Origin of the sequence: Pedobacter psychrodurus, assembly GCF_004331735.1 — a bacterium.
Taxonomy (GTDB): Bacteria; Bacteroidota; Bacteroidia; order Sphingobacteriales; family Sphingobacteriaceae; genus Pedobacter; species Pedobacter psychrodurus.
In genome coordinates this window covers 138,191-153,121 of sequence record NZ_SJSO01000003.1, presented here as the reverse complement: position 1 = coordinate 153,121, position 14,931 = coordinate 138,191, and the positions used below count along the sequence as shown (strand labels likewise).

Below are 14,931 nucleotides of genomic sequence, written 5' to 3'. Positions count from 1 at the left end.
GAATTTATGGCTGTGCATAATCCAAATATATTTTTACCTAAACAGTTTGAAAATATTGCCAATCCAGAAGCACACGAATACACCACAGGTAAAGAAATTTGGGAACAGTTGCGTTTAAAAAATATTTCGCCAAATGCTTTTGTTGCCGGAGTAGGCAAAGGAGGAACCATCATGGTGTGGGTAATTTTTTAACAAAACAAGACTCCAATATTAAAATACACCCCCTAGAACCTGCAGAATCACCTACCCTAACTACTGGCTATAAAGTGGGCAGTCACAGAATTCAAGGGATTTCTGACGAGTTTATTCCTGAAATTGTAAAACTGAGCGAACTGGGTGAAGTCATACAGGTAAACGATGGCGATGCTATACTAATGGCGCAAAAACTAGCCAAAAAACTGGGTTTGGCAGTAGGTATATCATCTGGTGCAAATGTAATCGGCGCTATCAAACAACAGCAAAAAATGGGCATCGAAAACTGTGTAGTGACCATCTTTTCGGATAGTAACAAAAAATATTTAAGTACCGATTTAATGAAAGAGGAACCCATTAAAGCCGGATACCTAACTCCTGAGGTAGATTTTATCGATTATCAGGCCTTTAGCAGATTACAATAATCAACATAAATCAATAAAACCACAACATGAAAACAATCATTCTTTTACTTTCTGTCGTATGCCTGATCGGGTTTAGTGCATATAGCCAAATCTTAAAACCGGTAACCTGGAGTTACGCAGCGAAAAAAACAAGCCCTACTACCGCTACAGTATTTATTAAAGCAACAGTAGATCAGGGCTGGCATTTATATTCACAATTTGTTAAAGATGGCGGACCGGTTAAAACAACCTTTACCTTCCCATCATCAGCCGCTTATACCTTAGTTGGCACCACAACCGAACCAAAAGCCATTACGAAGTATGAATCTACCTTTAAAATGGATGTAAGTTATTTTGAAAAGTCGGTAGTGTTTCAGCAAAGGGTGAAACTTAAAAGCAAAAGTGCAACCGTAAAAGGCAGCATAGAATTTATGGTGTGCGATGATAAGCAATGTTTGCCACCAGAAGAAGTAGATTTTAGTATCCCTGTAAACTAAGTATAACGCTACATATGATATCCTTAAAGAAAATCTGTCTCGGATTGCTATTATTTTGTGCCATATCCTTAAATGGATATGCACAGGATAGCACCGGTACCGACGACCTCACTTTTACAGAAATTAAGCCAGAAACAATCGATAGCACAATTAAAACTGTCGACACAATTGCTAAAATAAACACAGCTGTATCTGCATTCGATCAAAAAACAATTGAACAGCCAAAAGAAGAGCATAAAACCTTATGGGGAATTTTTATTGCCGGTTTTGTTGGCGGTATGGCTGCTTTGTTAATGCCCTGCATCTTCCCGATGCTGCCCTTAACGGTAAGTTTCTTTACTAAAGGATCAGAAAAAGGAAAAGCTTTTCGGCGTGCAGCAATTTATGGCTTTTTTATCATCCTCATTTATGTGGTAATCGGCCTTCTGGTAACCGTAATTTTTGGTGCCGATGCCTTGAACAGTTTATCCACAAACGGCATTTTTAATTTCTTTTTCTTTTTGTTATTGGTTGTTTTTGCCGCATCATTTTTAGGGGCTTTTGAAATTACCCTCCCCGCTTCGTGGGTAAATAAAATGGATGCCAATTCGGATAAAGGTGGCATTGCAGGTTTATTTTTCATGGCTGGAACTTTGGCCTTGGTTTCCTTCTCCTGTACCGGACCAATTATCGGCACTTTATTGGTACAAGCTGCAACAACCGGTGCTTTATTGGGCCCTGCAATAGGAATGTTTGGCTTCTCTTTAGCATTAGCCATTCCATTTGCGCTGTTCGCGTTATTTCCTTCTGCAATGAACAAACTTCCCAAATCCGGAGGTTGGTTAAACAGTGTAAAGGTGGTGCTGGGATTTCTCGAGCTGGCCTTTGCACTAAAGTTCTTGAGCAATGTAGATCTAGCCTATCACTGGGAGTGGTTTGATCGGGAAATATTTTTGAGCCTTTGGATCGTAATTTTCGGCATGATGGGGATTTATCTTTTAGGGAAACTTAAATTCGCTCATGATAGTCCACTAGCCTCTATCTCTGTACCGAGACTTTTCCTTGCTACCATAGTGTTGGCTTTTACTATTTATCTTATTACGGGTATGTGGGGAGCACCTTTACGCAGTGTATCGGCCTTTCTTCCGTCACAGGAAACCCAGGATTTCGATCTTTATACTACTGGGCTTTTAGCCGGAAAACAAACGGCTACGAATGATGGTCCACATAAATATGCAGATAAATTTCATGCGCCGCTAAAACTAAATGCCTATTTCGATTACAATGAAGGTTTAGCCGCAGCTAAAAAGCTGAATAAGCCTGTAATGATCGATTTTACTGGCCACGCCTGTGTAAACTGCAGAAAAATGGAAGCCAATGTTTGGCCTGATCAGGATGTTTATAAGATGCTCAGCACGGATTATGTGCTCATTCAACTGTATGTAGATGATAAATCGGAACTGGCTTCTGAAGATGTTGTTATTACACCCGAAGGAAGAAAACTGAATACCATTGGTAAGAAATGGAGCGATCTCCAGGCCAGGAAATTTCAATCCAATTCGCAGCCGTTTTATGTACTGCTCGATCCTAAAACAGAAACATTATTGGCACAGCCACAGGGTGCAGATTATGAAATAGCCGATTATAAAAAATTTCTGGTGAGTGGGGTAACAGCCTTAGCATCTCAATGAAGAAAAACAGGTCGTAGAACTCCTGTTGGTTCAATTTTTGCGATTTTTTTTTAAACTAATAGTGGGCATTGCCGGATGGCGTGCCCACTATTATTAAAAAAGCAATCATTAATATCTTGGGCAGGCAATTCCATTTGCCTTCTCTAGTCAGCGTATCAAGGTATTGTTTTTCGGAATTCGTGTTGGTTAAGTTTTATCAACCCAATGCTAAGATACAGGCTTAAGCAAAAGCAAAGCAATAAAGTATTGCAAATGAAATATTCATTCCAAGGTCATAGCTGAACGAAAATGTTTATCGTATTTTATGATATAGTTTATGAAACGGATGACAAAAGAAATTAGTTTTAAAAAATTAACAAGGCATATTACAGATAAGAGTTATGCATTTAAACATATTCCCTGAGCGATTCGACGCCATTTTGCTTCAGTGTAACGATTGCTATCTGTAACAATTGCCGCACCCTTTCAGCAGTAATATTTAAGCGTGATCCAATTTCACTCAGCCCGATCTCTGTAATCCCAAACAGGCCATAAAAATGTGTAATAATAAACTGTTCCCGGTCTGTCAATTTTTTCAATACTCGCTTAAGCTCAATCCCAAGCGATTCTTCAGTATACCAGCTCACTGTGGGATCGATCTCTACTGAAGGAATTGAATCTATCAGTGAGTGCGCGGCATCACTCTTTCCCAGGAGCAAGTCATCTAATAGCTTTGTACCATAGGCCAATTTTTCGATTTCCATTATTAAATCCTCTTGTAGCCCGGTTTCTTCGGCGATTTCAGAAAGGCTTACTGTTCGTTCAATCTTTGCTTCCAGCCTATCCCTGGCGTCCTTAATGGTTTTCAGGTTATGTACCTGATTCATTGGAATTCTAATAGAACGCATATGTTCGTTGACCGCAGTTAACATACTATGCCTGATCCACCACACAGCGTAAGAGATAAACTTAAACCCTTTAGATTCATCATACAGACTTGCGGCCCTCATCAGCCCCATGTTCCCATCATTTACAAGATCCGCTAGTGATGCTCCCAAACATTGATATTTTTTGGCACAAGAAACTACAAACCTCAGGTTTGCTTTGATCAATTTTCGCTCTGCTTCCTTGTCTCCTTCCTTTACCATTTTGGCCAGCCTAATCTCTTCCTGTATATCAAGTAATGGGAACTTGGCAATTTCGTTAAGATAACGGTTCAGGGAATCCTGGTTCCTGGAAGTAATCTGATTGGTAATCCTTAACTCACGCATATCCGACACTTGAAATATTGTTGATTGATTCCCTGTTTCTCTGTCCAATTGCATTTAATCCAGGTATATGGATCTACACCTAAATTGTATTTTTTCTGCATTGAAAAAGTGATATTTGGTTATTTATATGGCTATAAAGTTCAATGCTTTGAGCGTATTTTACATCCAGAGCAGTAAAAAAAGTGAAATTTACTGTTTCTGGTCATATTGACTTTTCTGATATTCTGTACCAAGATTCCGATTAAGGGAATCACGAAATTTAATTTCTTTTGAGCTGTGAAACATGGGGTTTATTGTAAAAAGTACACGTCTGAAAAAGCTCAATTGTTCATATTGAGTAAGAAAGTTATATTATGATGTGTAGATTATACATTTTATTTCTAAGACTTTTGATCCTTCCTTTACTTAAAGTTTAGGCTCCTTATTACGCTGCAGTTAAAGAGGATAAGCAGTATCACTTTTAACTTCACACATCACAAATGAAGTCTGGATCGTACTTATATTCGATAAGGTCGCCAATTTCTCATTGTAAAACATATTATAGTGATCCATGTTCTGTGTGGAAATCCGAAGGATAAAATCAAAAGCACCTGTCATCTGAAAACATTCCATCACTTCATCAAATTTAACAACCTCATCCTTAAATTCGTTCAAGCACTCCTTAGTGTGTGACTTGAGGTAAACCTGAGAAAAAGCGATATAATTCCTTTCTATAAGTCGGCTATCAAGAATAGCGACCATCCGTTTGATATGTCCACTTTCTTTTAATCTTTTTATACGCGCATGAACAGTCGCGGCAGACTTATTGACCCTATTACTTATAACTTCAATACTTAATGCGGCATCTATTTGAAGGATCTGCAGTATTTGGATGTCGGTTTTATCTAAAATTATAGACATAATAAGTGATTTAAAAAGAAAGACTATTGGCCCCATTTTACGACCTAATAACCCAAAGCTGAATAAAATCGACCATAAAACAAAAACTATTAATAACAAACTGAAATTCCTTCCATATTTCGTTTTTTGAACACAGTCATTCAGGTGGGTATTTCAGGAAAAATGGCCGCTCGTTCCGTTTTCAAAGTGGGTATAGTCTCGCACCTTCCCTGCAAAAGCCTGTTCTAATCTCATGCCAACTGCAGCCTGGATACTACAAGATCATAAACAGATTATACTCAGGGTTATTTTGACCAATTCATATTTTGAATGTCCTTTCCTTCTTTCGACACCATATTAGCGACTCATCTATATTCATCTTTTGACAACTTACCTGACATTATCTTTAACCGGATTCACATCTATATAGCCAGTATTCACAGTAGGACTTTTACTGCGTTTGCTATTACATAATTTTGACCCCGATAACAATTGAAAGCGCAATCATTCGCTGCTTTACTCATCCTTAAAAAAAGAGTCATGAAAACTATTAAAAATCTATTGTGGACCATTTTCATCTGTATTTCCTGTGGTGCAAAGGCACAGGTCAAACCTTCCTTTTCGGACAGGTTGAAACTGATTACAGAAGAACAGAATCCACTGAAAAATGTAGCAACACTTTATTCTGCCATCAGAGACCTTAAACTTGATACTGTTGACAATGCAGAAAATATAGACGTGCTCAAAGGCGAGGTTGCGCTATCTTATCTAAGGAAATCAAACGATACCGAGTTTGAGAAATATATCGGCCTGATAAAAAATAAATTCAATCAGACATCTTACCTGAATATGGCTTCAGAAAGGTTACTGAAAGACAGATCCCGCCTAAATTACGCCGAGGTGTTGGCAAAAAAAACAGTCGATCTTTATGAATCCTATAAAGATCAACCACTTGCTAGACCTGCCACTTTTCCTATTGAGGACTGGAACAGATTTATGGTGATGGCAGCGTATCCCTATTATCAGGTCTATGCAGAAATCCTTCGCGCAAACAAAAAAGATAAACAGGCACTGTTGTATGCGGAAAAGGCTTTGCTAAACAAAGATCCCCAAAACGTCCTACAATCTTCATTAGACGTATACACAGCGCTTTTAGTATCTCAGGGACAGCAGGAAAAAGCTTACCAGATACTGCTCAAACAGGCAAGTATCGGAAAATCAAGCCTTGAGATGAAAGCACTGTTGAGAACCCTGACCGTGAGGAAGATGGGAAATAAAAAAGCATCGGTTTTTTTGGATTCTATCGAGAAAAACATATCGCCTAGCTACAAAACGGAGCTTTTGAAAAAAATGCATACCGATACCAGTGCCCCTGACTTCACTCTGTTAAATTTGGAAGGAAAAAAAGTATCCCTGAGCAGAATGATAGGAAAAGTTGTAGTGTTGGATTTCTGGGCCACATGGTGTGCACCTTGTATTGCATCAATGCCTGCAATGAAAAAGATAAGCAGCCTTCATCCAGAAGTAGTTTTTCTTTTCGTGGCCACCCAGGAGCAGGGTAAAGATGCGGTTTCCAGAATAAAATCCTATATTGAAAAAAGTGGTTTTCCAAAAGATACTTTAGTAGACAGCCCTTCAAGTGAGCAGCCAATACAGTTCCCGGTTTCCACCGCTTATAAGGTCACCGCAATCCCACTCAAAGTGGTTATCGATCCCAAAGGAAAAATACGGTTCAAGGCAGGTGGCTTTGAAAGCGATACCGAGTTAATGAATGAACTGGAGACCATGATCTATATCGCCAAGAAACAATAAAAGAGAAAATTAATAAATGTTATATTTGCAGATTACAGACGAAGAAGAAATACTGGCAAAGCCGATGAATCACAAAAAATATTCCTGGCCAATCTTTCTGTTTTTCAGCTGCATTCAAGTTGTTTTTGGGCAGGATTCATCAACAAGGGAAAAACAATATCTTCATTTTGAAACAGCAGTTACAGCTAGCGGCCAGATCAATGAATATGTGAAGGGTGGGATTAGCTATGTTTACACCTCTGGAGGATTCATAAGAATAAAACGGCCTGATGACTTCACTGGCCTGGTTTATAAAACCAATTTTAAGAATTCTAGCTCCGGCGGGTTGATAAACACGCAACAAAAAACGCAGGCAGAAAACATATTAAATCCGGATGTCTCCTTATACCTATTACCGGGTTCAGAATTCTTTATTGATATCCTGGAGGAGAAAAGCGGTCGACAGGTCTACAGGTACGTCATTAAAAGGCCGAAACTCATCCCTAAAATCAATTTCTATAAATTTGTAAACGGTCAAAGAATACTTTTCCATACCTCTTCGCAAAGCGCCCAATATGGTGAATTAAGCCTGTCCCCCACAGAAAAGACCGGCATCAATGCCCCAGTCAGAAATGATTTCAAAAATCTTGATGTTGCTTACCGGTTCATCAACTTGAGCACTAGAAAATCGGTTAGCGGAATCCTTCAAGGTGACATTGATGATTTAAAACTAGAGGCAAACACTGCCTATGAACTAAGGGTGAACTATGCTGTTCAAACAGAACTTTCCAGTATAATTTCCATAAAAGTTAGCCACCATTTGTACAGGTCTGTATCTACCTATGTGATATTGGCAATCTTCATACTGATAGTTGCTTTCCTGTTAGTTGCCAGAGGTCTGAAGAACAAGGTGATTAGATCAGAAAAGAAGCAGCAAAAAATGGAAGAAGCTGCAATCAGGCTACAGTCATTGCTCAATCCACACTTTACTTTCAACGCATTGAGCTCTATACAGGGACTGATCAACACCTACCGTATAGATGACGCCAATCATTATCTCCAAGAATTTAGCTTATTATTGAGAGAAACTTTGGCAAAAAGCCAAAATGTTTATAATCGCTTAGATCAGGAACTGGAAATGATGCGGATATATATCCGACTGGAAGCTTTGCGTTTTAATTTTATATGGGATATCGAAATTGATGCTGAGATCAATACCTCTGAAATTGAAATACCGACCCTAATCATACAGCCACTCATAGAGAATGCAGTTAAACATGGCATTTCAAATCTCGGCGAAAAAGGTAAGCTACTTGTTTCTTGTAAAAAAGGAAATCAGGATAACTCTTTTGCTGTCATTATAGAAGACAATGGGATATGGCTGGATAATATTTCTGTTTCAGGGTACGGACTTTCGATAACAGAAGAACGCATCCGCGCGATTAATAAGCTAAACAATGAACAACATTTAACGCTTAAATTCAACAAGCAGCCTGGTACACAGGCCGTTTTAACTTTTGATAACTGGATTGATATATAAATGATAAGTGCATTAATTGTTGATGATGAGGTGATCAATATCGATAACCTAAAGGCCCTGCTTAATCGCCACTGCAAAGAAATTGATGTGGTAGCTACTGCACAAAGTGCAGATGAGGCGGAAATACACATTTTTAATCTTAACCCTGATGTTGTATTTCTGGACATCGAAATGCCTGTCAAAAATGGTTTTGACCTTTTAAGATCCTTAAACAGACCTGATTTTGATGTTGTCTTTGTAACCGCTTACAACGCATACGGCATTATGGCGGTCAAGTTTTCAGCACTTGATTACCTATTGAAACCGATCAATATTGCCGAACTTAAAATAACTGTTGATAAGATCATCAGATCAGTGAAGGCCAGGAAACAGAACGTAAGGCTCAATAACCTGCTGAATATATTGGATAAGGAGCAAATCAGCGGAAAAGAAAAGATAGCATTGGCGACCCTAAAAGAAACCTATCTTGTCCCCGTAAAAGATATTATGAGATGTGTTTCCTCAAATAATTATACGACCTTTTTTCTTTCTGACGGCAAACAATACCTCATATCAAAGCCACTGTATGAATATGAGGAAATGCTGAGCCCCTATGGATTTATCCGTTGCCATCAATCCCATCTCGTGAACAGGGCCTATGTAACCAGCATACTTTACGAGGATTCTGGATACCTAATTTTGAGCCACACAGATCAGAAAATCCCTATTTCAAGACAAAGAAAAACCTATATAAAAGCCATGCTAAACTTATAGTGCTGATATTACAGTTATATTGGATTAAACTCCAGTCAGCAAAAGTATTTTGAAAATCCGGAGATTCAGGCAGTACTCCAGTTTCTATGGTAATCCTAACAGCAAGCAGGGTCAGCAAACCTTGCAGGTCCAGATGCAGATCTGCAGAAACAGAACATAACAACCCAGAATTTCTACTATAAAGATTTTAATTTTATACCTTTCCAGAAGAGGGTGAATCCGGGTTTCCCAATTACGAATACCTGCAGATTTGTTTCTGACCATCAAACCAACAATCAATTAAGACATTGACTTTGGGTTATTTATATTTACAAATAGGGAATATCTGATTTATGCATCACTTAAAAACTGCTCCAAAAACTTCTTTTTGGCATTTTGAGGAGTTTTATAAAATTTCTTTTGGTGCATAATCAAACTGCTTCTGGAATGCAACAGAGAAATGTGATAGATTTTCAAAACCTACCTCCCTACATACCTCAACCGGTTTAGCCTGGTATATTTTTTGAGTGGTTCCAACATAAATTAGGTTGTAATACTGTTGATTTAAATCAGTTATCATATCTCCGGAATCGAATCTTGTTGCACTGCAACTACTGATTCTGATACATTTCGTCAGTTCGCAGAAGGTGAGCATTTTAATCGTAGGTTGCTTGTTTAATTAACTTTCTGTATATTCAACTAACTAAATATAGTCCAAATGAAAACCAGATCCAGATCAATCAGCATAGTTGTGCAATCCTCAATAGCTTTAATGCTTTTGTTAGCAACATCATCATTCAACCAGGGTTCATCTAAGTTACAAGAATTTAAGATGACTATCAAAAATACCGATGATGGCTTAGAAATTAATGGTTTAAAAGGAAGTGCTTGGACCAAATTAAGATTTACAATAAACAATTACCGACTTCAGGCTGTGGATGAATACGGCATGACAGAGATTGATAAATCTACAGGCTATGATCCAAAATTAGCAGACTTTCTGTTTACAATAGCCAAAACAGAGGATGGAATAATATTAAAAGGGCTTAAAGGCACCGGTTGGAAAGAACTAACCTTTACGCTTGCAAAAGGCGAATTACAACAAGTCGATCAGATGGGAATGACTAAATAGGGATGTTTACTTTTCAAAGAAAAAGCGACTACAAAAAGTACCTAACATACTGATGTTCCTAATAAAATTAACATTACCCTAGTATTGCTAAATCTTTTTTTACCTTACCCAATAAGAACATTGCATTATAAGACTAACAATGGGATACTTAAAAACGACCCTTAGCAAGTGCGAAATACTCTAATTTTTATGAAAGATTTCCGGATAAATCACCCATAATTGCTTTAAGAGAGGCAACTATTTAAACATTGAATCAGCTGGGCTTTAAAAACTTCAAGAAGTTCAATAGCAAGCAACTTCAAATTGGCTATTATTCCTACGACGATATTTATTGCTATTTGCAATTAAACGGCTTTTGGGGGTTGCCTTAGAAGAAATTTCAAGCACAATTGGATGATATGATTGCTGGGCTGAATGATAGAAAAGCAATCATTATAGATATCCGTATTAATGGGGGTGGTTCACCTGAGTTTGTTAATACAGTGATGAGCAGACTTCTATCTGAAAAATTAGTCGCTTCATATGGACAAAAGAAAATCGGATCTGGAGCAAATGATTTTACTCCTTTGCAAGAATACTTTTACATCCTAAATAAAAAAATAATGTAAAAACAAAGATCGTTTTATTAACCAGCGGCGCCAGTATATCTGTTGCAGACCATTTTGCAATGGGCCTGAAAGGACTTAAAGATGTAACAATTTTAAGCGAAAACACCGGAGGTGTGTTTTCAAGTATGATGGGAGAAAAACTTCCTAATGGATGGGAATATTCCTATCAAATGAAAAATGTTTATCCAGAGATAAAATCTGTCATGAATCTGTTGGTGTTTCTGTTGATGTTGTTGCAATAAACATACGTAAAGATGTTGAAATGGGTCAAGATTTTGTACTTAAAATTGTAATTGATTTTCTACAAAGCAATAAATAAAAACTGAGCAACCCTGTTCAGAATCAGCTTCAAGAGTAGAGTTTCGCATGCTTACTGACCTAGATCCAGTTATTATTAAGAATCGCTTCCATCAGTAGTTCCTCATACTTACTAATAAGTTCAGATATGACTTTACTCCCAGCTCGATATGACTTTCGGTAGCATTATATTCCATTTCATAAAAAGCGAAGAGTGGTTGGTAATCAGCTTTGATATATTCAAAACTTAATTCACAAGGTCTATAAAGTTCGCTTAGCGAATACTTGTAAATCCCTAATGCACTTAATTTGTATTCTTCTACACCTATAGACATTATCAGCAAGAATATTTCGTATCAACACTAAGAAAAAAGCGGCAACAACATCGGGGGTAAGTAAGATAAAGATCGACAAACAAGTGGAACCATCATATAGGTCCCACTTGTTTAAATAACCGCTAAACTATTGAAAAAACTACTAAGTTTTAGTTAACCGTTTGACCTGGCTTAAATGCATAAATACCTCCGGCTATTGGCATGCAGAGACCGTAGGTAAGCATCAAACCGTCCTGTGCGGTAACGAGTACGCCCCATGCTATCGGCTTACTTTCAGCGAAAGCTATAGGCAGCTCCAACATTCCTCCAAAATTAAACGCAAAATTTCCCATCGAGGCAGGTATCAATGATTTATAAGTGGTATCAACATTATCTGCGTTTTCTATGATCGTTGCGATCACCGGCTCGTTCCATACAAAGTTTATTATCGTTTCCATAGCTGAGGACAATTTTGAATAGGTCTCATAGCTTGAAAAGAATATGTTCGAAAAACCTTTAATTATGGAAATAGCGGTCAGACCGTTATTCAGATCAGTAGAGGCATCATCAGTTTTTATATTGATCCAGGCAGGTAGGTTCGGTGATACATAGGCGACATTCCCGATCGCATTTATGGTCAGCAGGAACTTCGGTTGCGGCAACTTTATAGCCGAGAGCCCTTTCAGCAGGGATGAAGTAATGCCGCAGACAATACAGCCGCCCAAGGCAAAAAAGTCCGTTACGAAACCAAACACCTTCATTGCCGATTCGTTCAGTACAGGAGACGCATCAGCGGCAAGTATTTCAGTTCCAATCTGACTGCTTGATGGAGCGGTACTGTAAAATGCATTTTGAACCTCAGCGAAACTGTTGGCATTTAATAAAGCGTTTGTCAAGGCTGCCCCATTTGGAAAAGGTGCAGCTTTTGAACCTGTAGCGGCATCATTTGATATTTTATAACAAAGCGTGGTAGGAACGGCAGCTACGAGACAGACCGCGTCTAGGAAGGAAAGCTGATCACCGGTAAGCCACTTGTATATATCAGAAATCACCGGAAAATTTATCGGCGCTGTCATGAGCTCTATTATTCCGCTGGTAATCTGGACCAGCACTTGTATTATAGCTATGATAATGGCCTCAGTTGCTTCAAGCAAAGTATCAGTAACTATGGCTATAAACCGCTGGATGATTTCTGTTGCTGTTAGCGTGGTAAAAGGTTCAATGATCTGGGTATAGATGGCTTCGAAACCGTCCTGCAGCGTCCCTTCTTCACTTTTTAAAAGCGTTAACAAGTCCTGGAATATTTCCTGGCCATATGAAGGGGCGCTATAGGATGTGCTGGCACTGGAAACGTTTCCCTGAAAATGGTATGAAATAAAAGTGGAAGGACTACTATTCTGGGCCGTTGGTGGCGCGTTGCCGGCCGTAGTGCTATCTGCCGTCTGATTAAGGGTCGGGATGTCTGCCCATCCGTTGATCATATTGATCAGCTCGGTGAATATAACGGGCACAGCCGTTCCGAAGCCTTCCAGACTATCTATGGCCTGCTGGGTAGATTGAATAAAAATATTTTTCATCACCTTGTGGGTGGTAACAATATCCTCCCAGCTGAATAAAAAGCTAAGGAAAGCAATCAGATCTTCTATTGCTACCTCAATCTGCTTAAATACCCATTCCACTGCCCCGGCGACAGCATAAATAGTGGTGAGCATTGCCTGGTAAATGTCTCCTGCGATCTCCGCTATAAAATTCCAAACCCCGCTGGCCGCATCCTGAACAACATGCACCACATAATCAACCGCCGAGTCCAGCATCCGGAACAGGTCGCCTGCATCAACCATGATCGCACTCTCGAAACCGACCAGCACCGGCGCATTGAATCTGTTAAAGCGTGATACTGCCAGCGTATACTCCGGTGATGAAAAGCTGTTATAAGCAGTGGCCAGTGATTGGTTTGATGATGCCACCGTCTGCAGGTTTTCGGTTGAGGTACCGGCAGGTACCAATGGTGTGGTATTACCGTATTGATCCGTAACAACAGCATTTTGCAAGGATGTCACTGTGTTAAGCTGGGCCACACTGTTGAACACAGTATCCATAGGGTTAATAGAAACAGCAGCGCTGGCATCTTCTGAGACATACAATAGTGTTCCTGTCAGGTCTGTAGTACTCTCTATTATCGTAACATTTCCTGAGCCATCAGTATTTACAGGTACGGGTGTAGTGTCAAGCACATAATAAAGGTTATTAATATAAAACGTTGCCCTTGTATCCGAACTTAGCATTAAAGGGGAACCTGCCATTGGCTGGTTATACTGGTTTAAGAGCTGTATTGTGGTCGTATAAGAATTATAACTTAAAGCGGGCGAGGTAGTCAATGGAGGGGGCAGTATCACCTGCGTGGTCGTCCACAAACTGGTCTCGATGGATCTTGTCAGTATAAAAAGGGTATTTACGGCTACGGCAAATATGGTGTTTGCGTCGTTGCTGAGATTTACGTATGGCGAAACAAGGTTAACTTTTGTAGCTATGGGAAGCGGAGTCTGTTCTGACCAGGTGCCGGGCTGTCCCAAGGTATATGGGCAGGTTAAATAAAAAAGCTCGTCAGCGCCGTTAAGTCCCCATACGGTTAGTATATTATCGGTCATGGCGGCCTGGAGATAGGAAACGTTAATGAGAAGACTGTTCTGCAATAATAGCTCCCCTGTAGCGTTGGACGACTGGTTATCATAGGCGAAATAATAGAGGCTCCCCTCGCCATCAGCAACGGATGTTACCAGGAGGTCAGAGGTACAATTACTGCTTCCATTGCGGAAAGCTGCCATCGCCTGGGGTACCAGATTTCCAGGCAGAAAAAGGGTAGAGGGACTCGGCGGAGCTGCGCCGAAGGCATTATAGACCGGGCAATAAATCAGCTGTGGAGTTCCATCTATTGAGCCCCCGGTGTACATTCCATCAACAGCTCCCCCTACTGATGCACGGCCAATACAGCCCATATAATCATTTGTATTCAGATCTATCGGCAGTGAATTGTTGTTCCACCACTGTGTCCTACTGTTTTGAGCGATATAAAACCTGTCGACAATACCCTGGTTATCCAGATCTGCTATGATAAACTGTCCTTGGTCTGTTTCGCTGATAAATACGTTCGCAATAACAAAAGGGCTGGGCGGTGTCGATTGTGAATCGTATGCTGCGTAGACCCACACCGGTGCACTTAACCAGGACATGTCCGAATCTGAATTGCCAGTGCACAAAAAAAGATTGTCTTCACCGTTGACTGTCACCACCATTGCCAGCCCAATCGTGCTATAATCTGTGGTCCCCACCTGTTGGTTTTGGGCCACGCTTATTTTCGTACAGATTCCCCCGCTAAACTGCCCAGTCAACGCCGGGGTGCTAAGGTCTAGCCGGGTCCAGCCAGTAGGTGCACTGCTGTCCGCTGGCGATTCATAGGTCACATAAAATACACCATCTGTACCGATGGAAAACAGCAGGGCATTGCCCAGACTGTTCTGTAAAACCTCAAATGTTGCATCAGGACTCATAATTGAAGCCTGAAGATAGTTGGTCATCATTTCCGATGAATAATTTATTGTATTGCTCATGATATGTTTTATAGGTG

The 14,931-nt window shown here is 39.7% G+C and carries 12 protein-coding genes and 2 pseudogenes; 10 read left to right on the top strand and 4 right to left on the bottom strand.

Annotated elements, in window-relative coordinates; translation table 11 throughout:
• Positions 1-6: 6 nt before the first annotated feature.
• The 3 genes and pseudogenes from EZ456_RS25495 (at position 7) to EZ456_RS04170 (ending at position 2,763) form a co-directional block, all read left to right on the top strand.
• Positions 7-617, top strand: a pseudogene (locus tag EZ456_RS25495) (PLP-dependent cysteine synthase family protein).
• Between the two features lie 26 nt (positions 618-643).
• Complete coding sequence (locus tag EZ456_RS04175) at positions 644-1,093, top strand: protein-disulfide reductase DsbD domain-containing protein (RefSeq protein ID WP_131527596.1); 450 nt, start codon at positions 644-646, stop codon at positions 1,091-1,093.
• A gap of 14 nt (positions 1,094-1,107) precedes the next feature.
• On the top strand, positions 1,108-2,763 hold the full coding sequence (locus tag EZ456_RS04170; RefSeq protein WP_131527594.1) for a protein-disulfide reductase DsbD family protein: 1,656 nt from the start codon (positions 1,108-1,110) through the stop codon (positions 2,761-2,763).
• Positions 2,764-3,149: 386 nt separating this feature from the next.
• On the opposite strand, the gene EZ456_RS04165 is transcribed toward EZ456_RS04170, so the two are convergent.
• Together EZ456_RS04165 and EZ456_RS04160 are read right to left on the bottom strand one after the other, a co-directional pair.
• On the bottom strand, positions 3,150-4,067 hold the full coding sequence (locus tag EZ456_RS04165) for a sigma-70 family RNA polymerase sigma factor (RefSeq protein WP_131527592.1): 918 nt from the start codon (positions 4,065-4,067) through the stop codon (positions 3,150-3,152).
• Between the two features lie 381 nt (positions 4,068-4,448).
• Complete coding sequence (locus tag EZ456_RS04160) at positions 4,449-4,913, bottom strand: Lrp/AsnC family transcriptional regulator (protein WP_131527590.1); 465 nt, start codon at positions 4,911-4,913, stop codon at positions 4,449-4,451.
• A 519-nt stretch (positions 4,914-5,432) separates the two neighbouring features.
• On the opposite strand from EZ456_RS04160, the gene EZ456_RS04155 reads away from it, so the two are divergent.
• From EZ456_RS04155 to EZ456_RS04145, 3 genes are read left to right on the top strand one after another with little or no spacing between them, the layout of a single operon-like run.
• Positions 5,433-6,704: a TlpA family protein disulfide reductase gene (locus EZ456_RS04155; protein ID WP_131527588.1), complete on the top strand. Its 1,272-nt coding sequence runs from the start codon at positions 5,433-5,435 to the stop codon at positions 6,702-6,704.
• 16 nt (positions 6,705-6,720) lie between these two features.
• Complete coding sequence (locus EZ456_RS04150) at positions 6,721-8,223, top strand: sensor histidine kinase (RefSeq protein WP_131527586.1); 1,503 nt, start codon at positions 6,721-6,723, stop codon at positions 8,221-8,223.
• Complete coding sequence (locus EZ456_RS04145) at positions 8,224-8,976, top strand: LytR/AlgR family response regulator transcription factor (RefSeq protein WP_131527584.1); 753 nt, start codon at positions 8,224-8,226, stop codon at positions 8,974-8,976.
• 385 nt (positions 8,977-9,361) lie between these two features.
• Here EZ456_RS04145 and EZ456_RS25260 read toward each other — a convergent pair whose 3' ends face one another.
• Positions 9,362-9,535 carry an AraC family transcriptional regulator gene (locus tag EZ456_RS25260; protein ID WP_205945020.1) on the bottom strand — a complete coding sequence of 58 codons (174 nt, stop codon included), beginning with the start codon at positions 9,533-9,535 and terminating at the stop codon, positions 9,362-9,364.
• A 138-nt stretch (positions 9,536-9,673) separates the two neighbouring features.
• On the opposite strand from EZ456_RS25260, the gene EZ456_RS04135 reads away from it, so the two are divergent.
• From EZ456_RS04135 to EZ456_RS25485, 4 genes and pseudogenes are all read left to right on the top strand, one after another.
• Positions 9,674-10,087, top strand: coding sequence for a hypothetical protein (locus EZ456_RS04135; protein WP_131527582.1), 414 nt, complete (start codon positions 9,674-9,676; stop codon positions 10,085-10,087).
• Positions 10,088-10,476: 389 nt separating this feature from the next.
• A complete protein-coding gene (locus tag EZ456_RS25625) occupies positions 10,477-10,695 on the top strand; it encodes a S41 family peptidase (RefSeq protein ID WP_131527580.1) in 219 nt (72 codons plus the stop codon).
• 8 nt (positions 10,696-10,703) lie between these two features.
• Positions 10,704-10,826, top strand: a pseudogene (locus EZ456_RS25780) (hypothetical protein); the annotation flags it as partial.
• 20 nt (positions 10,827-10,846) lie between these two features.
• Entirely contained in the window at positions 10,847-11,014 is a 168-nt protein-coding gene (locus EZ456_RS25485) for a hypothetical protein (RefSeq protein WP_225876472.1), read from the top strand.
• A gap of 462 nt (positions 11,015-11,476) precedes the next feature.
• On the opposite strand, the gene EZ456_RS04120 is transcribed toward EZ456_RS25485, so the two are convergent.
• Positions 11,477-14,914, bottom strand: coding sequence for a hypothetical protein (locus tag EZ456_RS04120; protein ID WP_131527578.1), 3,438 nt, complete (start codon positions 14,912-14,914; stop codon positions 11,477-11,479).
• Positions 14,915-14,931: the final 17 nt, after the last annotated feature.

What these genes read in the sequence shown, in the direction of transcription:
- EZ456_RS04145 (WP_131527584.1), top strand. Translation starts at nt 8,224, where the DNA reads ATGATAAGTGCATTAATTGTTGATGATGAGGTGATCAATATCGATAAC.
- EZ456_RS04160 (WP_131527590.1), bottom strand. Translation starts at nt 4,913, where the DNA reads ATGTCTATAATTTTAGATAAAACCGACATCCAAATACTGCAGATCCTT.
- EZ456_RS04150 (WP_131527586.1), top strand. Translation starts at nt 6,721, where the DNA reads ATGTTATATTTGCAGATTACAGACGAAGAAGAAATACTGGCAAAGCCG.
- EZ456_RS04175 (WP_131527596.1), top strand. Translation starts at nt 644, where the DNA reads ATGAAAACAATCATTCTTTTACTTTCTGTCGTATGCCTGATCGGGTTT.
- EZ456_RS04165 (WP_131527592.1), bottom strand. Translation starts at nt 4,067, where the DNA reads ATGCAATTGGACAGAGAAACAGGGAATCAATCAACAATATTTCAAGTG.
- EZ456_RS25485 (WP_225876472.1), top strand. Translation starts at nt 10,847, where the DNA reads ATGGGAATATTCCTATCAAATGAAAAATGTTTATCCAGAGATAAAATC.
- EZ456_RS04170 (WP_131527594.1), top strand. Translation starts at nt 1,108, where the DNA reads ATGATATCCTTAAAGAAAATCTGTCTCGGATTGCTATTATTTTGTGCC.
- EZ456_RS04120 (WP_131527578.1), bottom strand. Translation starts at nt 14,914, where the DNA reads ATGAGCAATACAATAAATTATTCATCGGAAATGATGACCAACTATCTT.
- EZ456_RS04155 (WP_131527588.1), top strand. Translation starts at nt 5,433, where the DNA reads ATGAAAACTATTAAAAATCTATTGTGGACCATTTTCATCTGTATTTCC.
- EZ456_RS04135 (WP_131527582.1), top strand. Translation starts at nt 9,674, where the DNA reads ATGAAAACCAGATCCAGATCAATCAGCATAGTTGTGCAATCCTCAATA.
- EZ456_RS25260 (WP_205945020.1), bottom strand. Translation starts at nt 9,535, where the DNA reads ATGATAACTGATTTAAATCAACAGTATTACAACCTAATTTATGTTGGA.